Source organism: Vibrio bathopelagicus (assembly GCF_014879975.1).
Lineage (GTDB): Bacteria > Pseudomonadota > Gammaproteobacteria > Enterobacterales > Vibrionaceae > Vibrio > Vibrio bathopelagicus.
Window position 1 is genome coordinate 2,828,507 of the sequence record NZ_CP062500.1, and the last position, 24,731, is coordinate 2,853,237.

At 43.5% G+C, this 24,731-nt stretch carries 23 protein-coding genes; 11 read left to right on the forward strand and 12 right to left on the reverse strand.

Annotated features, from left to right (window positions below):
• Window position 1: 1 nt before the first annotated feature.
• The 4 genes from IHV80_RS25210 to IHV80_RS12500 are packed head-to-tail and all read right to left on the reverse strand — an operon-like array spanning window position 2 to window position 2,449.
• Complete coding sequence (locus IHV80_RS25210) at window positions 2-640, reverse strand: VCBS domain-containing protein (protein WP_226088493.1); 639 nt, start codon at window positions 638-640, stop codon at window positions 2-4.
• Window positions 641-648: 8 nt separating this feature from the next.
• Entirely contained in the window at window positions 649-1,479 is an 831-nt protein-coding gene (locus tag IHV80_RS25340) for a VCBS domain-containing protein (protein ID WP_404818328.1), read from the reverse strand.
• On the reverse strand, window positions 1,422-1,934 hold the full coding sequence (locus tag IHV80_RS25345) for a VCBS domain-containing protein (RefSeq protein ID WP_264158387.1): 513 nt from the start codon (window positions 1,932-1,934) through the stop codon (window positions 1,422-1,424). Before IHV80_RS25345 ends, IHV80_RS25340 begins: the two co-directional genes overlap by 58 nt.
• Window positions 1,935-1,942: 8 nt before the next feature.
• The gene (locus tag IHV80_RS12500) at window positions 1,943-2,449 is read right to left on the reverse strand and encodes a hypothetical protein (protein WP_192889248.1); all 507 of its coding nucleotides are present in this window, start codon (window positions 2,447-2,449) and stop codon (window positions 1,943-1,945) included.
• A 367-nt stretch (window positions 2,450-2,816) separates the two neighbouring features.
• Here IHV80_RS12500 and IHV80_RS12505 point away from each other — a divergent pair, with 367 nt between their 5' ends.
• The 3 genes from IHV80_RS12505 (at window position 2,817) to IHV80_RS12515 (ending at window position 6,773) form a co-directional block, all read left to right on the forward strand.
• A complete protein-coding gene (locus IHV80_RS12505) occupies window positions 2,817-4,130 on the forward strand; it encodes a TolC family outer membrane protein (protein ID WP_192889249.1) in 1,314 nt (437 codons plus the stop codon).
• Window positions 4,130-4,741 (forward strand): OmpA family protein, encoded by a 612-nt coding sequence (locus IHV80_RS12510; RefSeq protein WP_192889250.1) that lies wholly within the window; start codon window positions 4,130-4,132, stop codon window positions 4,739-4,741. Before IHV80_RS12505 ends, IHV80_RS12510 begins: the two co-directional genes overlap by 1 nt.
• Window positions 4,742-5,114: 373 nt before the next feature.
• Window positions 5,115-6,773, forward strand: coding sequence for an ABC transporter substrate-binding protein (locus IHV80_RS12515; RefSeq protein ID WP_192889251.1), 1,659 nt, complete (start codon window positions 5,115-5,117; stop codon window positions 6,771-6,773).
• Between the two features lie 100 nt (window positions 6,774-6,873).
• On the opposite strand, the gene syd is transcribed toward IHV80_RS12515, so the two are convergent.
• Window positions 6,874-7,419: a SecY-interacting protein gene (gene syd, locus IHV80_RS12520; protein WP_192889252.1), complete on the reverse strand. Its 546-nt coding sequence runs from the start codon at window positions 7,417-7,419 to the stop codon at window positions 6,874-6,876.
• Between the two features lie 131 nt (window positions 7,420-7,550).
• On the opposite strand from syd, the gene queF reads away from it, so the two are divergent.
• The 6 genes from queF (at window position 7,551) to IHV80_RS12550 (ending at window position 16,043) form a co-directional block, all read left to right on the forward strand.
• Window positions 7,551-8,396, forward strand: a complete 846-nt coding sequence (gene queF / locus IHV80_RS12525) for an NADPH-dependent 7-cyano-7-deazaguanine reductase QueF (protein WP_192889253.1) — start codon at window positions 7,551-7,553, stop codon at window positions 8,394-8,396.
• Window positions 8,397-8,453: 57 nt separating this feature from the next.
• On the forward strand, window positions 8,454-10,712 hold the full coding sequence (locus IHV80_RS12530; protein ID WP_192889254.1) for a tetratricopeptide repeat protein: 2,259 nt from the start codon (window positions 8,454-8,456) through the stop codon (window positions 10,710-10,712).
• A gap of 118 nt (window positions 10,713-10,830) precedes the next feature.
• Entirely contained in the window at window positions 10,831-12,396 is a 1,566-nt protein-coding gene (locus IHV80_RS12535) for a GGDEF domain-containing protein (RefSeq protein ID WP_192889255.1), read from the forward strand.
• 363 nt (window positions 12,397-12,759) lie between these two features.
• Window positions 12,760-14,124, forward strand: a complete 1,365-nt coding sequence (gene ppnN, locus IHV80_RS12540) for a nucleotide 5'-monophosphate nucleosidase PpnN (RefSeq protein ID WP_192889256.1) — start codon at window positions 12,760-12,762, stop codon at window positions 14,122-14,124.
• Between the two features lie 219 nt (window positions 14,125-14,343).
• Complete coding sequence (gene xni / locus IHV80_RS12545; protein ID WP_192889257.1) at window positions 14,344-15,120, forward strand: flap endonuclease Xni; 777 nt, start codon at window positions 14,344-14,346, stop codon at window positions 15,118-15,120.
• 161 nt (window positions 15,121-15,281) lie between these two features.
• Window positions 15,282-16,043, forward strand: coding sequence for a DNA/RNA non-specific endonuclease (locus tag IHV80_RS12550; protein ID WP_192889258.1), 762 nt, complete (start codon window positions 15,282-15,284; stop codon window positions 16,041-16,043).
• A 61-nt stretch (window positions 16,044-16,104) separates the two neighbouring features.
• On the opposite strand, the gene rlmM is transcribed toward IHV80_RS12550, so the two are convergent.
• The 7 genes from rlmM to pomA all read right to left on the reverse strand — a co-directional run bounded on the left by rlmM (window position 16,105) and on the right by pomA (window position 23,276).
• A complete protein-coding gene (gene rlmM / locus IHV80_RS12555; protein WP_192852249.1) occupies window positions 16,105-17,196 on the reverse strand; it encodes a 23S rRNA (cytidine(2498)-2'-O)-methyltransferase RlmM in 1,092 nt (363 codons plus the stop codon).
• Window positions 17,193-17,591: a DUF423 domain-containing protein gene (locus IHV80_RS12560; RefSeq protein WP_192889259.1), complete on the reverse strand. Its 399-nt coding sequence runs from the start codon at window positions 17,589-17,591 to the stop codon at window positions 17,193-17,195. Before IHV80_RS12560 ends, rlmM begins: the two co-directional genes overlap by 4 nt.
• On the reverse strand, window positions 17,581-18,204 hold the full coding sequence (locus IHV80_RS12565) for an alpha/beta fold hydrolase (protein ID WP_192889260.1): 624 nt from the start codon (window positions 18,202-18,204) through the stop codon (window positions 17,581-17,583). The genes IHV80_RS12560 and IHV80_RS12565 overlap by 11 nt, the downstream gene beginning before the upstream one ends.
• Window positions 18,197-19,105: a transcriptional regulator GcvA gene (locus tag IHV80_RS12570; RefSeq protein ID WP_017106275.1), complete on the reverse strand. Its 909-nt coding sequence runs from the start codon at window positions 19,103-19,105 to the stop codon at window positions 18,197-18,199. Before IHV80_RS12570 ends, IHV80_RS12565 begins: the two co-directional genes overlap by 8 nt.
• Before the next feature lie 667 nt (window positions 19,106-19,772).
• Window positions 19,773-21,221, reverse strand: coding sequence for a tRNA uracil 4-sulfurtransferase ThiI (thiI, locus tag IHV80_RS12575; RefSeq protein ID WP_192889261.1), 1,449 nt, complete (start codon window positions 21,219-21,221; stop codon window positions 19,773-19,775).
• Between the two features lie 327 nt (window positions 21,222-21,548).
• Window positions 21,549-22,496 (reverse strand): flagellar motor protein MotB, encoded by a 948-nt coding sequence (locus tag IHV80_RS12580; RefSeq protein ID WP_065103068.1) that lies wholly within the window; start codon window positions 22,494-22,496, stop codon window positions 21,549-21,551.
• 15 nt (window positions 22,497-22,511) lie between these two features.
• Window positions 22,512-23,276, reverse strand: a complete 765-nt coding sequence (gene pomA, locus IHV80_RS12585; protein WP_017106271.1) for a flagellar motor protein PomA — start codon at window positions 23,274-23,276, stop codon at window positions 22,512-22,514.
• Window positions 23,277-23,573: 297 nt separating this feature from the next.
• On the opposite strand from pomA, the gene xseB reads away from it, so the two are divergent.
• Window positions 23,574-23,816, forward strand: a complete 243-nt coding sequence (gene xseB, locus IHV80_RS12590; RefSeq protein ID WP_004734405.1) for an exodeoxyribonuclease VII small subunit — start codon at window positions 23,574-23,576, stop codon at window positions 23,814-23,816.
• A 20-nt stretch (window positions 23,817-23,836) separates the two neighbouring features.
• Window positions 23,837-24,721: a (2E,6E)-farnesyl diphosphate synthase gene (gene ispA, locus IHV80_RS12595; protein ID WP_192890769.1), complete on the forward strand. Its 885-nt coding sequence runs from the start codon at window positions 23,837-23,839 to the stop codon at window positions 24,719-24,721.
• The last annotated feature ends 10 nt before the right edge of the window (window positions 24,722-24,731 follow it).

Sequence of the window (24,731 nt, forward strand, 5' to 3'; positions counted from 1 at the left end):
CCTAAATCTGATCGTCAACATTGAGGTTGCCGCCGGTCGTCAGCGTCACGTCTTCTTGCACTGCGCCTTTATCATCACCCGGAATGCTTGGCGTGATAACCGCCGCGTCGTCTGAGCCTGTGATGGTCACTGCAATCTCATGCGTGCTGCCATCCGCAGTCGCGACCGTGAAGGTACGAGTGATTGGAGTTGAGTCTGAATCTAGCGCTTGGACATCAGCGTGGTCATTGTTGAGTGTGTACGTCCATTCTCCATTTTCATCGATACTGAACGTGCCGTAGTTGCCATCTTGAACATCGGTCTGCGTGGTAAACACCGCTTCGCCTAAATCTGGATCGTCAACATTGAGGTTGCCGCCCGTGGTTAGCGTCACGTCTTCTTGCACCGCGCCTTTATCATCACCCGGAATACTTGGGGTAATAACCGCTGCGTCGTCTGAGCCAGTGATGGTCACTGCAATCTCATGCGTGCTGCCATCCGCAGTCGCGACCGTGAAAGTGCGAACAATTAGAGTTGAGTCTGAATCCAGCGCTTGGACATCAGCGTGGTCATTGTTAAGTGTGTACGTCCATTCTCCATTTTCATCGATACTGAACGTGCCGTAGTTGCCATCTTGAACATCGGTCTGCGTGGTAAACACCGCTTCGCCTAAATCTGATCGTCAACATTGAGGTTGCCGCCGGTCGTCAGCGTCACGTCTTCTTGCACCGCGCCTTTATCATCACCCGGTTTACTTGGTGTGATAACCGCCGCGTCGTCTGAGCCAGTGATGGTCACTGCAATCTCATGCGTGCTGCCATCCGCAGTCGCGACCGTGAAGGTACGAGTGATTGGAGTTGAGTCTGAATCTAGCGCTTGGACATCAGCGTGGTCATTGTTGAGTGTGTACGTCCATTTTCCATTTTCATCGATACTGAACGTGCCGTAGTTGCCATCTTGAACATCGGTCTGCGCGGTAAACACCGCTTCGCCTAAATCTGGATCGTCAACATTGAGGTTGCCGCCGGTCGTCAGCGTCACGTCTTCTTGCACCGCGCCTTTATCATCACCCGGTTTACTTGGCGTGATAACCGCCGCGTCGTCTGAGCCAGTGATGGTCACTGCAATCTCATGCGTGCTGCCATCCGCAGTCGCGACCGTGAAGGTACGAGTGATTGGAGTTGAGTCTGAATCTAGCGCTTGGACATCAGCGTGGTCATTGTTAAGTGTGTACGTCCATTCTCCATTTTCATCGATACTGAACGTGCCGTAGTTGCCATCTTGAACATCGGTCTGCGCGGTAAACACCGCTTCGCCTAAATCTGGATCGTCGACATTGAGGTTGCCGCCGGTGGTTAGCGTCACGTCTTCTTGCACTGCGCCTTTATCATCACCCGGAATACTTGGGGTAATAACCGCTGCGTCGTCTGAGCCAGTGATGGTCACTGCAATCTCATGCGTGCTGCCATCCGCAGTCGCGACCGTGAAAGTGCGAACAATTGAGTTGAGTCTGAATCTAGCGCTTGGACATCAGCGTGGGCATTGTTAAGTGTGTACGTCCATTCTCCATTTTCATCGATACTGAACGTGCCGTAGTTGCCATCTTGAACATCGGTCTGCGTGGTAAACACCGCTTCGCCTAAATCTGGATCGTCAACATTGAGGTTGCCGCCGGTCGTCAGCGTCACGTCTTCTTGCACCGCGCCTTTATCATCACCCGGTTTACTTGGTGTGATAACCGCCGCGTCGTCTGAGCCAGTGATGGTCACTGCAATCTCATGCGTGCTGCTATCCGCAGTCGCGACCGTGAAGGTACGAGTGATTGGAGTTGAGTCTGAATCTAGCGCTTGGACATCAGCGTGGTCATTGTTGAGTGTGTACGTCCATTTTCCATTTTCATCGATACTGAACGTGCCGTAGTTGCCATCTTGAACATCGGTCTGCGCGGTAAACACCGCTTCGCCTAAATCTGATCGTCAACATTGAGGTTGCCGCCGGTCGTCAGCGTCACGTCTTCTTGCACCGCGCCTTTATCGCTTCCACTAATAATAGCGGATACTGATTCAGAAATAACATCAATACTAGAATTCAAAACAGTGTTCAAAGTGACTTGTTGAGCTTCATTTACCCCCTTAGTCTCAAAGAACGTTTTCGCTAAAACTTCCACGCCATCTCTTTCAATGCTTCCAGAAGTTATCAAACTAGAGCCACTGACATTGCCAGCCGCGGTAGCAAATTCACTCCCCAATAAAGTAGGGTCTAAGCCGTCTTCGAGAGCATTGAATAACGCAATAACATCTGGTGATATGTCAATATTTTTGTGTTGATCAACAAACGTAATTTCGGGTTCTTTATTGCCTTCAAACGTTTCGACAATAATTTCACCAGGAAACAACTGCTGCCCAGGTTCGACTACTTTAATTTTACCATCTAAACCTATAACAACATGCGTTTCTACTGCTAACTTCATTCTGTCGACCACTGCTCATATCCCCTAGAAATCATCGATTAGATTCATCAATCAAACCCAACACAACAACCTTATTCATTGACAATAAAAATAATTGGGTAATTTATCATCAAACGCCCCTATAAAACACGCACTTTTATAGGTTTAAATTTTCATGTTTTAAATTGGTTTTATTTTTATTCAAACAATAATATTTTATTAAAACATTCAAAATTGAAGAAGTGATATATATTTTTCGATTAAAAATAAGTTTGTAAACTGTAATAACCTAAGAATATTGAATGACATTCTTTAAGAATGGCCCTTCATTCTAAATCAATAAAAACAAATAATGATTTAAATATTATTAAAAAATTGGAGAATTTCCTTGAAGCTAATTTACTGTAGCTTACTGTGCAGTGTACTTTTATTACCACTACCTTCTTGGGCACAGTCTTTAGAGCAAGCGGTATCACAAACCTTTGCTACAAATCCAGAAATTAAAGGTGCGTTTAATGAATATATAAGCAAACGCTATTTAATTGATGCATCTACAGGAGCCTATAAACCGAGTTTGGATTTAGATGCAGGGATAGGGTATGAAGTAATTAATCCGGCTTCTGAAATCGCTCGCGGATCAACTGAAATGACACGTAGAGAAGCATCACTTACGTTAAATCAGTTGATATGGGATGGTTCAAAAACTCTGAATGATATTGATCGTGTCTCTGCAGATGCTGAGTCAGTTCGACTACAGCTATTATCGAATGCACAAAATACAGCACTCGACGTAGTCAGAGTTTATATTGAGACTATTGAAGGCTTTGAGATTCTTGCTCTATCAGAGAGTAATCTCGCAACACACGAAAAAATATACGTGGACATAAAAAAGCGCACTGATTCGGGTATCAGTTCAACTGCAGATCTCACGCAAATTGAAGCACGCCTAGCAAAAGCACACAGTAATTTAATCGCAGCTGAAAACAACTTGATTGACTCACAGACCACTTTCATGCGCCTTGTTGGAGAAGCTCCTCAGTCCCTTGTTTTTCCTCGAGCCGATAAAAACTTTATCCCATTAACGTTAGAGCTAGCTCAAGAGCAAGCCTATGAATCTCATCCTGTTATTAAAATATCACAAGTGGATGTTGAGTCTGCAAAATTCCAATATAAACAAAGCCAATCGAACTACTTCCCTACACTTTCATTTGAAGCTAAACAGAGCTGGAAAGAGGATGTAGGAGGAATAAAAGGTAGTAGCGATGAAACAACAGCGATGATACGACTTAATTATAATCTTTATAATGGAGGTCGAGATTCAGCAAAGAGCTCAGAAATGGCTTACCAATTAAACAAAGCCAAAGATTTACGAGAGAGAGCATATCGCTCAGTTAAAGAAGAGCTACAACTTTCTTGGAGCGCTTTAGAAATGACATCTCAACAAAAAGTGTTCCTTGCAGATCATGTGGACTCGGCTTCCGAAACAGTAATTGCTTACGAAAAACAATACTTAATAGGCAAACGTACTTTGCTCGATCTTTTGAATACTGAAAATGAACTTTTCGAGTCACGAAAAGGTTACGTTGAAGCAAAATACTCCGAGCAATACGCAAAATATAGAGTCCTTACTTCCACAGGCAACCTATTGAATGCATTGAGAGTTAACTTACCAAAAGAGTGGACAGATAAGGTGGATTACTAATGTACAAACAAACCATTTTTTGGTCTTTTCTATTTTTTACTTTCAACATTCAAGCAAGTGATGAGATTAGTTACATCCCAACCCCGACTATAAGTCAAGTTGCAGACCAGTTTGACCAAGATAGTGATGGGGTCATCAATGAAAGAGACCTTTGCCCAGACACCCCTCAATTTGCTGAGATAGACAATGATGGATGTGGAAGCCTTGTTGAGACAGAGGATTCATATGTTATTCGAATTTTATTCAATAATGACTCTGATACAATAAATTCAATTTATGATCAGCAAATAAAAGGTATGGTTAACTTCTTAAAGCAGTATTCGAATACCAAAATTGAAATTCAAGGTTACGCCAGTAACGTCGGAAACCACCAATACAACATGACTCTTTCGACACGAAGAGCTAAACAAGTTCGTAACAAAATAATAAGTTTTGGCATAAAAGAAAGTCGAATAAGGATTGTAGGCTTTGGTGATACTCAACTGAGTTCAAAAGGGATTGATGAAATAAGCCATGCTCTAAATCGAAAGGTTACAGCTACGGTTGTAGGGTATAAAGGTGAAGTAAAAGAAGAGTGGAGTATATTTACAACTCTTCCAAAAGTACACTAACACGATAAGATGGGATGCAGTGCATCCCATTTTTGTCTCAATATTGAGATTTCATAATAACAACTAAAAAACAACCACCTATTATTTATAAATGGTTATATTATTATCCGGAAAATTAAAAGTAAAATAAATGGGGTGTTAAAATTAGTAATCATTAGCAATCACTTCCCGCCAATATAATACTAGTGAAGTTTCATACATTACCAAAAGCATCAATACTCAACCAGATTAACAACCATCAAATAATGATTATAACAATATCGTTAATAGCGTACGTACACCATATTCCCAACTCTATATTTAGATTAATTCAACTATATCCACAGAGCTCGATTTACTTAAAAGCCAAAACACATTATATAGCGATATAAATATGACTGAAACATGCCTTCGCAGGCTAAACCAATTGTTGGGCCACTACGATCATTCAGTACTTTATGAAGTTAACTTAGACGAACTGGAAAACGTGTTTGCAACCTCCCGCCGTAACACATCCAACATTCTCAAAGTTTTAGGAGGTTACAATTGGATTTTCTGGCAACCAGGTATAGGAAGAGGGAAAAGTAGCACCATCCAAATAACAATATCAATGTATCAAGCGATCTACCAAACTCTTAGCAGTGACATCGAATCAAATAACTTTGACGTTATTGCCAAAATTCTACATACCTATCAAGAGGTTGCAGCTAACGCTTTAAATCAAGCAATGCTAGAATCCAATAGGAATAAAGACAAATCAAATTCTTTAGTGATCACTCAATACCCTTGGGTTAATGAACTAAATCCAACTTTGACTTACCGATTTTCAGAGCTACAAATAACTCGAAGTCTTTACGACACCTTACTCATAGTTAATGTACACGGGAAATTGGAGACTCAACTAGCCTATGATTACAGGGTAGATGGTAAACGTATCTACCTCTGGATCAGACCAGAAGTAATTTGCCATGATGGATTGCCTTTGACTATAGATGATGTGGTTTTTAGCCTTAGAGAACTAAAAAATACACAAGGCCCAGTTAGTCTATTATTCAAGCAAGTTGAAGATATCTATTTTTCAGAGTCTGAAAGAGCCGTTTGCATTCAACTAGAAAGTGAAAACTCACTTTTCCTATATTGTCTTGCTACAGCGAATGCTTCAGTTTTTACTAGTCGCAACCTTTCCTTCTCTAAGGAGAGAAATATACCAATCGGTACCGGTCCATTCTCGCTATCTTGTTGGGATAAAGATAAGGTCGTACTAAGAAAGAACCCACATTACTTTGCTAAAAACGCATTGCTTCAAGAAATAACACTTTCACACCAAGGCAGCCAACTTGAGCACTTTGTAAGTTTCAATCATCCAGCCCTCGAAACAGAAAAGCATCTAATCCAAGCCTTTTCATATTTAGCTTATAATATGCGTGAAAGTAGTGATATTTCACCCCACACGATCGATAACCTTTTTAAGTACCTAAAATCAATTCGAAATCAATTTAGCGCCAGTGAAAACTTACACCCAATGACACTAAATGAGTCTTCTTCATGCTCTATAAACCCGATTTCGACACCGATATTAAGTGGAAAGTTGGTCTTAACGCACCCGAAATGGACAATTAAGTATCTTGAGCACCTTTCTAACTGGTTAATTAAAAAAATTTCCGAGACAGGTATAATCGTGGATGTCGTTATCTTACCCAATGCAAGCACACCAGAAATGCTTAGAGATCAAGCCGATCTCTTATTTGTAGAAGAGGTTATAGAACAACCCTTAGAGTTCGGCCTTTATGAATGGCTGTTAGCCAGCACCGCCATTCGATTTATTTACCCTTATGAACAACTTTTAGAGCACACATCTGACCTTCATAAGCAATTAGCAAATGAAGATCAACTACCACAATTAATCACACGGTTTAATCAACTATGTTCTGAAAGCTCTTTACTCCCACTTTTTTGGGGACAAGAAGAAGTAGTTCAAGCGAAACAAGTTAATGGGCTTTACATAAACAAGTCGGGATACAGTGATTTTTATAAGCTTTGGATCAATAACTAACCAATAGTGTAAATATCATCGTCAACCTAGGCTTAGGTTGACGTTCCTAGTCTTTTGGTATCATAGAAAGTCTTCATTAGAAGAGATCACTTGATTCACCTTATACCGCTGGTAGTAACTTTTCTAAAAACTCTGCCAATGTCTCGGCTAATACATCACGATTTTTGGTGCCTAAGCGCTCTAGAATCACGTTACCTGTAAGGTTACAGATAGAGATAACATCCAGTTCAGCATCAGTCGCGGCAATGAAAACCGTTGGTTGTAGCTTCAAACGACGCTGAGTCACTAGGTGGCCTAATATGTTTTCTTGTAGGCATTCGAAGTCTTCATCACTCCAAATCTGTAATAGAGTCAGTTCGTTACCGTCAAAAGTCGCGTTCATATCAGCGCTGTACTGTGCGCCGTAGAACGTTTTGATGTCTTCATGCAACGTCAATTCAATACCAGTTTCAACGTTGGTGAAATCAGCGAACTGCTCACGTGGATAGTTTTTCCATAACACGGCATCGCCGCTCTTTTCTTCTACGCAAGGCGACACAATATCCACCAACTCCTCATTGCGAGGTAAACTTTGGTGTTGCTGTTGCCACGCATCAACGTATCGCTGACTAAAAGAAAGTAGTGCATCTTGAGCACGTTGAGTCATGAAAATCTCCTAAACACAAAATAATAAATAGAATCGAGGACCTTTCCGTGCCGATTAAGCGATGACTTAATGACAGGGTAATGGGGATTCAGTAAAATCGACCCCATTCTAATCGAATTTGAAACGAAAGTATGAGCAAATATTCTGACGCAAAAGAGCTAGCGGGTTTAACCCTAGGCCAAAAAACTGAGTACTCTAACCAATACGATGCAAGTTTATTGCAGCCAGTACCTCGTAGCCTAAATCGTGATGATCTTGCGCTAGACGGTGACCTGCCTTTTGTTGGCCATGATATTTGGACGATGTACGAGCTTTCGTGGCTAAACACCAACGGCCTACCACAAGTGGCTGTAGGTGAAGTTTTCATCCCTGCAACCAGCCCAAATTTAATTGAATCAAAATCTTTCAAGCTATACCTGAACAGCTACAATCAGACTCAATTTGAAAGTTGGGATCAAGTAACTGAGCGCCTGACCCAAGATTTGTCGGCATGTGCAGGCGAAACGGTGATTGTGCATGTAAACTCAGTAACTGATTACACCAACCAACCTATCGTGACGATGGAAGGTGACTGTATCGACAACCAAGACATCCAAATCACTAGCTACGATTTTGAAGCGTCACTGCTTGAGGGAGCTGCTGGTGAGAAAAACGTTGAAGAAACACTGCACAGCCATCTATTGAAGTCGAACTGTTTGATCACCAACCAACCCGATTGGGGCAGCGTTGAGATCGCATATTCAGGTAAGCAAATTGACCGTGAAGCTCTGCTACGCTATTTAGTTTCTTTCCGCGAGCACAACGAATTCCACGAACAATGTGTTGAGCGTATCTTCACTGATATCATGAAATACTGCGCCCCATCGAAGTTAACCGTATTTGCACGTTACACGCGCCGTGGTGGTCTGGATATCAACCCATACCGTTCAACAGAGCAAGATAGACCAAGCCACAATGAGCGTATGGCTCGCCAATAATCAGGCGAGAACCACCTACCTTATTTGAACCTATCCAATCTTTAAAGGGACCTTAAAATGCGTTGGTTATACGTTGTTAGTCTATTTATTTTAAGCTTAAGCACATCGGTCAATGCGTCGGTTTACTCGTCGGCGCTACTCAATGAAGCCAATAACTTGGTTGAGATCGAGCCGAGCCAAGCAAAACAAATGGCCAACAGCTACCTAACGCTTCGTGTCCTTTCTGATCAACGCGAGAAAAGCCCTTCTGCTATTTCTCGCGAAGAGACAGACTCTTCGATTCGAACGCCAAACAGCAGTATCGATGCGTATAAGATCTTAGCCAAGGCGGAATACAACCTTGGCAATATGCGTATTGCGATTCAGCACATAGACAAAGCCTCAGAGCTAGCTAAAACCTATAAGCTTGAATACCTGAAACTTGATCTGCAAATACTTAAAGTTAGACTGCTTTGGCTCAGCGATAAAAAATCAGCAAAAGCAAAAGCTGAACTCACCAGTATTGAAGCAAACCTAGAATCAATAAACAAAACGCTGCGTCTGACGGAAGGCATCACTTATAGATTAATCATGTTAAAGGCAGAAATAGCCTCTTATGAAAACAAAATAGACGAAGCAGAAAAATACTACCAACAGGCGAAAACGTTTCTAGATCAACGTTACTCTGAAAAAGTTACCATCGACTACCACATCGCCGTTGGTGAGTTTTACCTGACCCACAAAGAGTACAACCACGCGCTATCTGAATTGCTGTACGGCTACTGGAAATCAGTAGAAGGCAACCTGAGCTCGCGCTTGGCTAAAGTAAACCGCCTGCTGGCGCAGCTTTTTTTCGAGCGACAAGTCTTAGACAAAGCACTAGAACACCTTTCTCAAGCCGCTGATTTTTATGATAACTTTGAAAATTCACCGATCTTGGCACAAGTCCTTAAGAAAATGGGTGATGTATACTTCTACCAAGGTAAATATAACCTTGCTCTCGTGCATTTTTTCAACGTCCTTGATCACGAGAGTACTGACCGAGATATCCATCAAGTCATTGATATTAGACTCAGTTTATCGGCAACCTATCTGCGTCTTTACAACTACCCATTGGCAGAACAATACCTAACACGCGCCCTTGAACTGCTTGAATATACGGATATTCCCAAGCTAGAAGGTCGTGCTGCATTGCTCTCTGCCGGGCTCGCTTATCACCTTCAGCAGAGTGAGGATGTGATCAAACATGCCACTCGCGCACTGGAGATCTCGCGTCAGGTTGAGAACATGCGCCTTTCGCAGCGTTCGTACTACTTACTCTCTTTAGGCTATGAGCAAGCAGGAAAACCGCAACAGGCTTTAGAAAACCTTAAGCAATACAATAGTTTGGTTTCTTTAGAACAACAGAAGCTGAACCGCGTTGGTGAAGATGCTTTCCGTCAACAGAAAGAGTTCGCAGAGCAAACTCTTCACTATGCCGGCCAAGCGCAAGAGCTTGAAAAATACAAATTAGAGCATCGTAAATTCCAAAAGATCGCATTCGCCCTATTCTTGTTCAGCATCATTTTGTTCTTCTTTGTGCTGCGCCGAGGTTACATCATTCAAACCTTGGTTAAAGAAGTGGACTCGTTACGTACCGACCTCTTTACACACTCACGCTCAAAACTTCCTAATCTAAGAATGCTGAACGCGAAACTCTCAAATTCATTGGAACAAACTAGCCAAACTTTCGAACAGTGGCAACTTGGTGAATTGATTCATGAACCACTCAACGACCGTTTACGCTTCGCGATGATTGATTTACCGTTCCTACGCAATATGTATACACAGAATGGTTACAAAGCGGGTCTAGAATTAGAAGACGCTTTCGGTGAGTTCCTAAAATCTAAGCTTGAAGGCCCTGCTCGTGTCTACCATTTCTCAGATGCTAACCTACTTTACATCGAGCCAAACTCAGACCGTGATTTATCGCCTGAAGCCATGTTCAGAAAGATTCAATCTTGGGTGAATAACTTCGAACCGGAACGCAATATCAACCGAATTGTTCGCATGGGCATCGCTGACTACCCTTTCTTACCACGAGCTTACACCGCGATTAACGACCAAGAGTTGTTAGATGTATTGTTAATGTCGACTAACCTAGCGCGGGAAATCAGTCTTAAAGAACGAAACAGTCAATGGGTGTATCTCAAAGCCATTGATAATGCGCCCGCAGCAAGCCTTGCAACAGGTAACATAAGAGAAGCCTGTAAACATGCGATTAATCAAGGGTTAATAAAAATACAATCGTCCTACCAGAATGAGGACAACATCAAAAAAATGCTAAAAGATGACTGATTTGCGAGCGGTTAAGACCTGCAACTCGTGACCTTATTTTTAGTTTTGTTATTATCGATGCAATGGAATTTCATCTAAATGATCGTGATCGGTCTATTCGGCGCTAATTAATACATCTATGGGCATTCTCGAACAAGACATTCACGCGCAACTCCACCAGCTGAAAGTTCAGTTGGAACAAGTTCGTTTGACACAGAGAGACACCTCGTTCAAGTTTATTAGAGAACAGAAAGTTCTAAAGCGTATCGTCACATCTTTAAGTGATGCATGTGTTGGCAGTAACAGTCATTTAGATGAAAACCTCATTGCCCTGCGGGAAGAGCTTGAAAAGCAAAAAGACATCAGCTCAATGATCCCAAAATTGGCAGTATTAGAAAGGATGCTCAAGCAGAAAACCTTGGCTATGGATAAACAGAACGGATATCTGGACGATAGCATTAAGCACAGTGGTGAAACGCTACAACGCATAACTGGTCTCCCAGCGCAGTTGAAACGCGACCTACGAAACTTACTTAGCTTCTCCGAATGCAATGGCAGTCAGAAAGTCGACCACGCCATGAAGCTTCTCAGTATTTATGAGCGTGCCATAAAGATTATGGCGAACAACTCTCGCACTCATTTTGGTGATACGGCTCAATCTCCTGAGCAAGAATTACTTTCGGATCTTTCCACAGAATTACAGCACTTGATCACTGAACTCGATTTCGAGGGCGAATCTGGTGACTTGCTTATCGATATTCGAGCAAAGCTACTACTGGGTGTTTCGACACAAAACCTGCTGGAGTTATCACTTCAGATCCTCAAACTGGTTATTGAAGGCACTAATTTAGAGCGTAAGAAATCTGAACAGTTTATCGATCAACTCAATGCTTCACTCTCTTCCAGTATCAAGACTGCAGATCAAAATACCGATCAAAGCCAAAGCTATTTTGAGCACCGCCAAGGCCTTAACTCAGAGTTAAGCGACCTTGTCGTCAAAAGCCAAAACTCGGTTGATAAAGCCACTGATATTACTGTCTTAAAGCAGTCGATCAATCCGCTGCTTAGCGAGATAGCTTCGCTGTCAGAGCGACTCAATCATGCAGAGCAAAAAGAACAAGCTTTGATAGAACGAATGAGTTACGGAAAAACTCAATTAGACTCTCTCTACGAAGTGACCCAAGACTACAGAAAACGTCTTGAAGATCAGGCTCAGCGTATGCTGCTTGACCCACTCACTAAGGTCTACAATCGCACCGCTTTTACCGATCGCTTAGAGCTTGAATACCGTCGTTGGATTCGCGCGCAACACTCGCTTCGAGTCGTGCTATTAGACATTGATAATTTTAAAGCCATTAACGATAGCTTTGGTTATACCGCGGGTGATAAAGCCCTTAAAATCATCGCAAGAACCATCACTAAAGAAGTCGGTATTACTGATACTGTGGCTCGTTTTTCTGGAGAGGAATTCGTCTTATTACTTCCAGAACAAACGGATGAATATTGCCATCAGGTGATTCAGAACATTCAAGCTCAAGTTAGCCGCTTACCTTTTAAGTTCCGCGACCAACAGATCACCATTACTCTTTGTGCGGCAAGCACTCAGTTTAAAGAATCAGATACACCGGAAGAAGTGCTAGAGCGATTAAATAAGACACTGAATAAAGCAAAACAACGTGGCACCAACCAACTCATTTGGCACTAAGCCAGCCCAGCGTTTAATTTATTTCATTTTTTCAAATACTTATCACATACCAATTCCCTCAATGTTTGCTAAGCTAATGATTAACATTCGCTTAACAAGCATTTTTGACAAGCAATGCGTATATAAGCTTTTAAGTCTCTGGATATATGAACTTAAGAAACTGTATATATGAACCTAAGAATCAGTGTATACGTACTTAAGCATCTGTATATAGGCTCTTAAGCAATTCTAACTAAGTCATTAAGCAACGCTGTCGTAACCGTTTCGTCTGGTTAACTCTCTCACCTTTAACCAAACACTTTCAACGTTTGCTGCCAGAGGGTCACTTCAACGTCCCCCTGCTCTTTTCAACAAGGAGGCACTATGATCACTCATATCAGCCCTGCCGGTAGCATGGATTTACTCTCTCAACTTGAAGTTGAGCGTCTTAAGAAAACCGCGTCTAGTGATCTGTACCAACTGTATCGTAACTGTACGTTAGCGGTACTAAACTCTGGTAGCCACACCGACAACTCCAAAGAGTTGCTCGATAAGTATCAATCGTTTGATGTTGAGGTCGTGCGCCGTGAGCGTGGTATCAAGCTCGAACTGAGTAACCCACCAGAGCATGCCTTTGTCGATGGGGACATCATCAAGGGTATTCAAGAACACCTATTTTCAGTGCTGCGTGACATTGTTTACGTCAACATGCATTTAGCAGACAACCAAAGACTGAACCTAACCAATGCTACTCACATCACCAACCTCGTGTTTGGGATATTGAGAAATGCTGGAGCACTCACACCCGGCATTGAGCCGAACCTGATCGTGTGTTGGGGTGGCCACTCAATTAATGCCAGTGAATACCAATACACTCGCGAAGTGGGTAATGAATTAGGCCTGCGTGAACTGAACATCTGTACCGGTTGTGGACCGGGGGCAATGGAAGGTCCGATGAAAGGCGCTGCTATTGGTCACGCTAAACAGCGCTATACAGACCATCGTTACTTAGGCCTGACAGAACCTTCGATCATTGCGGCTGAGCCACCAAACCCAATCGTCAACGAACTGGTGATCATGCCAGATATCGAGAAGCGTCTTGAAGCATTCGTGCGTATGGCCCATGGCATCATTATTTTCCCTGGTGGCCCCGGCACTGCCGAAGAGCTGCTGTATATATTAGGGATCATGATGCACCCTAACAATGTCGACCAACCCATGCCGATTGTTTTAACGGGATCAAAAGAGAGTGAGGCGTACTTCCGTTCGATTGATAAGTTCATCGGTGAAACCTTGGGTGAAGAAGCACAAAAACACTATGAGATCGTGATTGATGACCCAGCACGCGCTGCGAAAATCATGAAACAAGCAATGCCAGATGTGCGATCTCACCGTAAAGAGACAGGTGATGCTTATAGCTACAACTGGTCACTGCATATTGAGCCTGAGTTCCAACTACCATTCGACCCTACCCATGAGTCTATGGCGGCACTCGATCTGCATATGGATCAGAAAACAGAGAGCCTTGCAGCGAATTTACGTAAAGCGTTCTCTGGGATCGTGGCGGGTAACGTTAAAGCCGAAGGCATTCTTGAAATCGAGAAACACGGTCCATTCCTGATTGATGGCGACAAAGAGCTGATGACCAAAATGGATCGACTGCTGAATGACTTTGTTGAACAGCATCGAATGAAACTGCCGGGTGGTACGGATTACGTTCCTTGCTATAAGATCGCACCGAGTAACTGATCGACCAAGTAACGATTATATCAAGTGACTGACGTACCAAGTGACTGATAGCAAAGCACTCATTGATCTTAAGGCATTCATCAGCCCGCGGTCAGAGCTAATAAGGCATAAAGCTAAACAAGTCATGGCGTTTACGTCGCTAACGTTTCAACTCACCAATTGATACGTTACTATAAGGGGCTAGCAGCCCCTTTTTTATTGCCTATTTAGTGGAAACTTATGTCTATCCATCTTGTTATTATCGATGCCTTAAACCTCATCCGACGCGTGCACTCTGTTCAGCCGGATCCCACCGATATAGCAAGAACCATCACCACAACGGCTCGCACACTCAACCGAATCCTAAACGAATCACAGCCAACGCACATCATCGCGGTATTTGATCATCACCTACAAGATCGAGGCTGGCGCGCTGAGGTACTGCCCGCCTATAAGCAAAACCGCAAGCCAATGCCAGAGCCTTTAATGAAAGGGCTCGATGCGATTCAGCAAGCATGGTGGGAGCTGGGTATTGATTCATTGCTTTCAGACGGCGATGAGGCAGACGATCTAGTAGCAACACTCGCGAAGAAAGTGGCTGACCACGGCGAAAAGGTCACCATCATTTCTACTGATAAAGGCTACTGCCAGTTACTATCTCCAACGTTACAGATCCGTGATTACTTCCAACATCGTTGGTTAGATAAGCCCTTCATTGAAGCTGAGTTTGGCGTTAAACCAGAACAACTTGCTGATTACTGGGGATTAACCGGCGTAAGCTCAAGCCAAGTTCCCGGGATCCCAGGAGTTGGACCTAAAGCGGCAAAAGAAATCCTAACCACGTATCCAGATATTGAAGCGGCATTCCTAGCTGAAGACTTACCGAAAAAGTATCGTAAGAAGTTCGATGAGCATATCGAGTCGGCTCGCGTATGTAAGCTCGTTTCTGCACTCAAAACAGACATCGATTTGGGCTTTAATCTGCAAGATATTCGCTTCTCAGGAAACCAAGCTTAACACTTCTGGATGTTCATCTTTTCTGTTGTGTTCTCCGTTACATTCACAACCTAATCATAATGTTAATCAATACCTTACCCAGTATTGATTAACATTGAGCCTTCATCACAGTCTTATTGATATAAGTATTTAATTTCATTGCTCCAATAAGGAGAAACACAATGAAAAACATACTATTACTATCATTAACTACCCTCTTACTTAATATCGCGCCTCTTGCTGCCGCAACCGAAGCCTGTGGTGAACACCTAGTTAAAGGTTTGCCTTCAGAATCCTCTGATCAAATACTTTGTCGAACCGGTTATGCCATTGGCTACAACTATTCCATGAAGAATGCTGATTGGGTCGCCTATCATGTCACCGCAGAAAGCGTCAATGGACAGTTCAAACGAAGTAACCGCTTTAAAGCCGATTCAGAACTCCCCGAATATGCCCAATCAACACTAAGTGACTACTCCAAATCCGGTTATGACCGCGGCCACCTTGCTCCGTCTGCAGCAATGGACTTCAGCGAAATATCGATGCAAGAAAGCTTCTTGCTAAGCAATATGTCACCACAGCTTCCAGGGTTTAACCGAGTTGGCTGGCGATTGCTAGAAGAGCATATACGTGACCTTGCCAATGAATATCAAGAGCTCTATGTGGTGACAGGCCCTATTTATGACGGGAATGAAACCTTTATTGGCAATGGCGTTATGATTCCAAGTGCATTCTACAAAGTGATTCTCGACCCGTATTACAACGATGCGATTGCTTTTATTGTGCCTCATCGTGACGTATCGAGCAGTGAACTCGCAAGCTTTGTCACAACCATTGATGAAGTAGAAACCCGCACCAACTTGGATTTTTTCGCAAACACTAGCGATGATGTAGAAAGTGATATGGAAGCAATGCTTTGGGAAATGTGGCCTACCTCAGAGTAAACCTCTTACAATAAAAAAACGCTCCTTATTAGGAGCGTTTTTTATGTTCATTAACCGCGTATTAGTACGGTGAGATATTCGAAAGCGACTGAATATGAACAGTGATCTCTTCACGATCATGATATAGGTGCTTCGCCTGCATTTTGAATTTCACTTTGTTATCGATAAGGAACTGTTTTAGGTTCTCGATATCTTGCAGTACTTCATCGTAGCGACCTTTCATTGGCAGCTTAAGGTTGAACAGAGCTTCTTTCGCCCAGCCTTTGATGATCCACTCACCCATTAAGTGAGCAACACGAGCTGGCTTCTCGACCATGTCACAAATAATCCAAGTCACGTTCTTACGGTCAGGTTCGAACTTAAAGCCATCCACCATGTGGTGCTTAATTTGACCCGTTTCCATTAGGCTATCCGCCATCATGCCGTTATCGACACAGTGAACAAACATAGAACGCTTAACCAATTGGTAAGTCCAACCACCAGGACACGCACCTAAATCTACGCCCCACATACCCGGAGCCAGACGCTCGTCCCACTCATCACGAGGGATGAATACGTGGAATGCTTCTTCTAGCTTCAATGTAGAACGGCTTGGCGCATCTGATGGGAATTTCAAACGAGGAATGCCCATGAAGAACTGTGAGTTGTTGGTTGGGTAAGAGTAACCAACAAAGCAGTGGCCCGGTGCGATAAAACATAAATGAAGCACTGGCTTCTTAGCGTTATCTTTCGCAGTCATCAGGCCTTTACCACGCATGGCTTGACGCATCGGCACAGTAAACTTACGGCAGAACTTCAAAAGCTCTTTCGCTTCATTGGTATCTGGCGTTTCAATACGGATATCACCACAACGTGGGAAACCTTCTTTCTCAGAAAGCGCCTCAAGAATTGGAGAGATACGGTCTTCTGTTGGTAGATCTTTGATTTCAACAGCAACCGCTAACATTTGACGAGCAAAGATCAGTGATTGGAAATCAACTTCTTTGATCAGCTTATCGGCTTCGCCAGCTTGATAACATTCAAACAATACAAAGCCTGTATTGCTCTTTAAGCGAGGAAAACCAAACACTTCCAGTTGTGTTGCCTTGTCTTGAATTTCGCCAGCACATTCTTTTTCAAAACCAGAGCGACAATAAAGTAGTACGTGTTTCACTGAGTTACCTCTTTTATATTCAAAGCAGCGAAGGAGAAGACTCCCCAACCAATGATAAATAGTAGACCACCAAACGGTGTTATAGGGCCAAACCATTTTATTCCTGTCAGTGCTAAGCCATAAAGGCTACCACTAAAACAAAGGATGCCGATGATAAAGCAAATTGCCGCAATGAAAAAATATTTTTGTGATTTAGCGCCAAGTTTCATCTGTAGCAGAGCACCACACGCCAATATCGCGAGCGTATGGATAAATTGGTATTGAACACCGGTCTCAAACACACCCAAAAGATACTCAGGCAAGATAGCTTTCAAACCGTGCGCGGCAAATGCCCCGAGCATTACGGCAATCGCACCAGAAATACCCGCGACAGTGAGTAAATACTTACTTCTCATTGAGCACCTCTTTGATAAACGCAGATAGCTTCTCGACTATTAAGGCTATGTTCTGTTGCTCGGTGTAACCAGAGCTCTTGCGTGGCTTAAAGCTATGATCGCCATCGGGAATAAACTCAACACGAATAGAATCCGACAAATCGAAATCAACAAACTCTTCACGTTTACCAAAGGTATCGCGTTCGCCTTGTAGAATAAGACACGGCTTCGCTAACTCAGCGAGATGTTCACCTTTGTATTTCTCTGGTTTACCCGGAGGATGAAAGGGAAAACCCAAACACGCCATCGCAGCCACCTTATCCAGTTCAGACAAGTGACTCGCCATGCGCCCTCCCATCGACTTACCGCCAATCACAAGCTTGTCGGCATCAACCTGTTCGATAATCTCTTGGTAAGCTTCAAGCAGCTTAGGGGCTCTGTCAGGTGGACGACGCTTACCATCTTCAGCTCGCTTGATCATATAAGGGAAATTGAAACGAATAACTCGTATTCCTTTAAACGCCAACCCTTTGGCTACCGACTGCATGAACTCATGATTCATGCCGGCACCTGCGCCGTGCGCGAAGACAAAGGTTACTGGGTTGTCTTCACCATCAATAATTAGGTTACTCATCGAGTAAGTCCTCTTGTTCGCTTTGTGCTTTCGCTAGCATCCAATCACGGAAGGTCGCAATACGCCCCATGTCAGCTTGCTTCTCATGACACACCACATAGAAGGCATTCTTACTAACTAACACTTCATCAAATGGAGCCAACAAGCGACCGGCCTCGATTTCAGGCTGAGCCAAAACATTGTTCCCCAGAGCAATACCTTGCCCATGGGCAGCAGCTTGCAACACCATGGTCGAGTGGCTAAAGATAGGGCCGTGGTTAACGTTAACGCCATCGATACCATTTTGCTTAGCAAACTGTTTCCAATCTTTTCGAGAGGTATCGTGCAATAGCGTATGACATGCTAAATCACTTAGAGATTCTAATGGTTTCGTTCCGAGCAGCACCGACGGTGAGCAAAGTGGAATTAAGTATTCTTGGTAAAGCTTATCGGCTCTAAGCCCCGACCAATTGCCTCGCCCATAGTAAATCGCCACGTCTACGTCATCAGTCAATGAACCTTCATCCATATCCACGGCTTTGATTCGCACATCGATATCCGGCTCTTGTTGATTAAAGTCAGCCAATCTTGGTACTAACCATTGAATAGCAAAACTTGGCGGTAAGCTGATGGTCAATGCGCCCTTCTCGCTCCGCTCAAGCACTTTGTCAGTCGCCTCAGCCAAAGAAGTGAAGATATCTTTAATATCTAAGAAATAGCTTTGTCCCTCTTCAGTCAACAGCAAAGAGCGGTTTCTTCGGCGAAAAAGCTTTAATGACAAGAATTCTTCAAGTGCTTTGATCTGGTGGCTAACCGCAGCTTGAGTCACAAATAACTCTTCTGCGGCACGCGTAAAACTCAAGTGTCGAGCCGCGGCTTCAAACACTCTTAAGGAGTTTAATGGGGGTAATCGACGAGACATAATTACTCTCTAAATAGGCATTAGTTTTTTTTATCTGAAACATTATAATTTGTCCATTGCCTAGCGGCCAGAGAAATTCTATATTTCATCCCGCAGCAGCTAGCCTGAACGGCTTGATTCTCTCTAGAATCAATTGGTTTAGCTCCTGCGATGTTGTGTTTGCAAAATCGTACTTTTCGAGTTGGGTAGAGTTCTACCAAATGTTTTGTTGCAGTTCTTTACTGGAACGAGGCATATACTTCCTGTATTTATTTTGACCTGTCTGTCAATTGGTTTACACCGCCTTTAAGGCGGTGTTTTTATGTCCAAAGCTAAATAACAACAAGTTTATCAATAGCTGTACTAATTAATCTTTATTATTTTTCATCGCTAATCACAGAATCAGACACCCACTCAAATAATCAACTGAACACACACAAATAGATCCATTGAGTTGCACTAAAAAGTAACAGAATACTTCAAGATACCCACACTTCTTCAGTCACATATAAACCCGTTTAGAACCCACTATTTCTATAAATAAGAACATCAATACTGAGCATCACGATAGCACGCCCGAACTCACGCCTCTGTCTGACTACTGTAAATCATTCAGATAAAAAATAAAAAAGCCGCTTACTTTTCAGTAAGCGGCTTTGCAAATGATTAACGGTTGGTCAACACACCACTATGGGCGGTAAACCTTAACGTTGTGGAAGCCTTGCTCTTGCAAATAAAGCGCTTGCAGACGACTCATGACACCACGGTCACAGTACAACAAGTACTCTTTCGCTTGGTCTAGGTCGCCAAACTGAGTTGAAAGCTTGAAGAACGGGATGTGTTTGATTTCAACACCATCGATCTCTAGTGGGCTTTCGTCTTCTTCGTCCGGGCTACGGATATCTAGAACGACAGCGTGCTCAGAAACTGCTTGAACTTGCTCCACTTCTGGTGCCTGTTCTTGGCTCTCTTTCTCGATATCACGGATATCCATAATACGAGCGTTCTCGATCACTTGATCCAGCACTTCGAAGTTAAACTTAGCTTCTTCCGCTTCTAGTTTGCCTTTCTTCGCTTTCACTGTTGGCTTCTTAGAGATAACACCACAGTACTCAGGCATTACTTTAGCGAAGTCTTCAGTACCAATCTTACGAGACAGGTCGATGATGTCTTCTTTGTCCCAGTTGATAAGTGGACGAAGGATCAAAGTGTCCGTCACGTTGTCGATATGGCGCAGGTTAGTTAGCGTTTGGCTAGAAACCTGACCAAGTGCTTCACCCGTTACTAGTGCTTCAATACCGAAACGCTCAGCAACCATACCACCAGCACGCATGAACATACGCTTCAGAACAACGCCCATTTGGCCGTCTTCAACGTTCTCAAGGATCTCTGCGACTACAGGTTCAAAATCGATAGAGATGAACTTCACCTTTGCAGATGAGCCGTATTTATTCCATAGGTAGTGAGAAACTTGCTTAACGCCAATCTCGTGAGCAGGACCACCAAGATTGAAGAAACAGTAATGAACCTTAGAACCACGTTTGATGTGCAGGTAGCTCGAAACGCCAGAATCAAAGCCGCCAGAGATCAAGCTAAGTAGGTCTTCTTGAGTACCTAGAGGGAAACCGCCGAGGCCTTTATGACGTTCAATCACTTGGTTTAGCTTGTCGTTCTCGACTTCAACTTTAACGGTAATATCTGGGTTTTTCAGTTTTACTTTTGCTGAGTCAACCGCTTGGTTTAGACCACCACCTACGTAGCGTTCTAGCTCGATAGAGGTAAAGTCATGTTTACCACGGCGTTTAGCTCGCACAGAGAAAGTCTTACCTTCAATAAGACCACGGCTGCGCTCAAGAACTTGCTCGTAAATATCGTGCAAGTCTTTAAATTCTGATTGCTGAACCTCAAGAGAGTGATGGATACCCGGAGTTTGCGTCAATACTTCGAGTGTTTCTTTAAAGTATTTGTCGCTCTCAGACGTCACTTCGATGTGGTCGCGACGATTGAAGACAGCTACAGACTCAGTACGACGCTGAAGAATAGTACGAATATTACGTTCTAGAATCTTTGTGAAGCGCTTACGCACCGATTCACTTTTTACAAAAATTTCCGGGTGGGGCTTAACAATAAATTTCATAGTACTTTCACGCCAATAAGGTTCACAATTTTAATAGGTTCATCACCACGTAAAAGGTCATTTCACATAGTTATTGAAGCAATAATAGATCAATATTAAATCTAAGGGCGCGAATTATACATGAGAAAGTCAAACAAGGAAAAGAGTGCGTGCTTTGGTGCCATCAATAAACTCACCTTGGTGGCAAACTACCGTCTCGATTTCATCCAAGCTCTTCTCTTCCATATCCTCTATTGTCTGCTTGGTACAAACACTTTTGTGTATCACACAAAGAAAAAGCCCAATCTACGACAGATTGGGCTTTGAAATGCATATTCTTGGTAAAGACTATTCAGCGATTGCTGGGACTTCTTCGCTATAGAGCGGCTCACCCTGCATGATACTGATCTCTACGCGGCGATTGAGGCTACGTTGCCATTCCGTATCGTTGGACTCGACAGGCTCTGTATCGGCCATACCACGCACTCTCAAACGTTGATGAGAGAAACCACGAACCTTTTCCATTTCTTGAGCAACAGACACCGCACGTTGCGATGATAAGTCCCAATTAGAACGGTAAAGCTCAGAATCGAGTCGCTGGTTATCGGTGTGTCCTGAGATTCGAACAATGCCGGGCACATCTTTAACAAGCTCAGCAACCTGTCTCACCAATGGTCGGAACTTAGGTTGAAGGAAAGCAGAACCCGATGGGAATGCGCCCTTCTCGCGAATTCTAATCACAATCTGCTGGCCAAGATTTTCAACTTCAATCGCACCTTGGTCGATCTCTCGCTCAAGTGCTTTCTTGATGCTTTCCATCAAGGTTTCCATCTCTTGCGATTGAGCCTCAGCTTGCTGTTGTTGCTGGTCTGACTCAGAGTTTTGATTGTCGTGAGTCGACACCTCTGGAGACTTGCCTCCGGTCATCTTGCCTTGGTCGCGCATCGTGCCGCCAGCACGCTCAGATTCACCTTCATGAAACTCTAGCGTTTGCTGAGTAATATCAATGGTCTGCTGCATGATCACATCAATCGGTGTCGGCTCAGGGCGACCTGGACGAAACTCCTGCGCAATGATGCTGGTCCCTTTCGGAATATCTTTAACTTCCAAACGGTTCTGTACACCGAATGCAAACTTCATCGAGCCAGCAATCTGCTTGAACTTCAATACGTCCATCTCAGAAAATGAGAGCAACAGTACGAAGAAACACATCAGCAATGACATCAAGTCAGCAAATGTTCCCATCCATTGAGGTAAACCGGGAGGAGGACATTTACATGGATTTTCTTCATCCATCTTCATTCTTCCCCCTTAATCAGTTTCACCATCAAGACTACGCTTACCTTCGTTCAGGTAACTCTTCAGGTAACCGTCAATCACTCGTGGGTTTTGGCCATCTTGAATGGCTAGCACACCGTCCATTACCAAGCGACGGTTGAGCGTCTCTTGATCACGACGTAGTGCAAGCTTGTCTGCGATTGGGAAGAACACCATGTTCGAAAGAATCGCACCATACAGAGTAGTTAAAAGTGCAACCGCCATCGCAGGACCGATCGCTTTAGGATCATCCATGTTTGAAAGCATCGCAACAAGACCAACCAAGGTACCGATCATACCCATCGCAGGGGCAACATCACCGAATGCAGAGAACACTTTCGCACCCTGCTCGTGACGCTCTGTAGTTAACGCGATGTCTTTTTGCAATGCCGCACGCACTACATCACCATCATGGCCATCGACTAATAGATCGATCCCCTTTTGCATGAAACTGTTACTGATTTCCATCTCTTCGAGTGCTAAGAAACCACCTTTACGTGCTGCATCAGCCATCTCTACAACTTTAGCGATAAGATCTTCAGGCTCGTCAGCTTTAAACATAAATGCTTTGCCAGCGATTTTGGTTGCTCCAAAGAATTGTCCCATGGTGAACTTCATCAGAACAACAAACGTTGAACCACCAACCACGATCAAAATGGATGTGGTGTCATAGAACATCCCGAGGCTTCCACCTAGGATCATTGCCATGATTACAAAGGCAAATCCACCAATCAAACCTATTAGGGTTGCTAAATCCACTGAGCACTCCTCATGCTTTTTTGTAGTTCTACGTCGACGATAATCTTCTTATCGGCCAGACTATAAGATCTTTTAGTAAATTCTTGGCCTAAGTATCACACTTTTAGTTTTTTGATCACAACTATTACCCGCTTTGCTCTTATCAACCAGTCATAAACTCGATAAAGGTAAGGTTATTAGATGAAAGTGGCTTGAAGCCTCTTAAAAACGAACTTTCTAGCAAAATTTATTGGTTACATTTGACCATATCAACGGCCTAAGGTAACGTTCGTTCATCTTTCCAAACGCAGATTTATTATGGCTACTAAGAAACCTGAAAATATGAGCTTTGAAGCGGCTATCGAAGAGCTTGATGGCTTGGTTGATCAACTAGAAAATGGTGATCTAGCTTTAGATGATGCGCTGAAAAAATTCGAACGAGGCATCTCCCTCGCTCGTGCTGGTCAAAGTAAACTAAACGACGCTGAACAGCGTGTTAGCATCCTACTGCAAAATGATGAAAATGCAGAACTTAGTGACTTTAACCCACAACCTGAATAACGAATTGTATGAGACCCCCTATGATCGAGACGTTATTGTCTTATCAAGCACGTAATAACGAGCAACTGAACCTTTGGCTTGACCGCCTGCCACACCAAAATCAGAACCTAATCAATGCGATGCGTTATGGGTTACTTTTAGGTGGTAAACGCGCACGTCCATTTCTTGTCTACATTACAGGGGAAATGCTCGGTTGCACCGCTGAAGAACTCGACACTCCAGCTTCAGCAATCGAATGTATTCATGCCTATTCTCTGATTCACGACGATCTTCCAGCAATGGATGACGACGAACTGCGTCGTGGCCATCAGACTTGTCACATCAAATACGATGAAGCAACGGCAATTTTAACTGGCGATGCACTACAAACTCTCGCGTTTACTATACTTGCGGAAGGCACATTAAGTGCTGACGGGGAAAGCAATCGCGTTCGAATGATTCAACGCCTAGCAGAAGCCTCTGGTGCACAAGGTATGTGTATTGGACAAGCGCTTGATATTGAAGCTGAAAACCGCTCTGTCACGCTAGAAGAATTAGAAGAAGTTCACCGTAATAAGACTGGCGCTCTAATGAAGAGTGCGATTCGTTTGGGTGCACTTGCTGCTGGTGAAAAAGCGTTGGAAGTAATGCCTCAATTAGACAAGTACGCCGATGCAATTGGGTTAGCCTTCCAAGTCCAAGATGATATTTTAGATATCACTAGCGACACCGAAACTTTGGGCAAACCACAGGGCTCTGACCAAGATTTGAACAAAAGCACCTACCCTTCTTTGTTAGGTTTAGAGGGCGCTCAAGAAAAAGCGCAAACTCTACTACAGGAAGCGCTTCAAGCTTTGGCTGCAATCCCATACAATACCCAGTTACTCGAAGAGTTCGCCCGATACGTCATCGAGCGCAAGAACTAAGACAATAAGC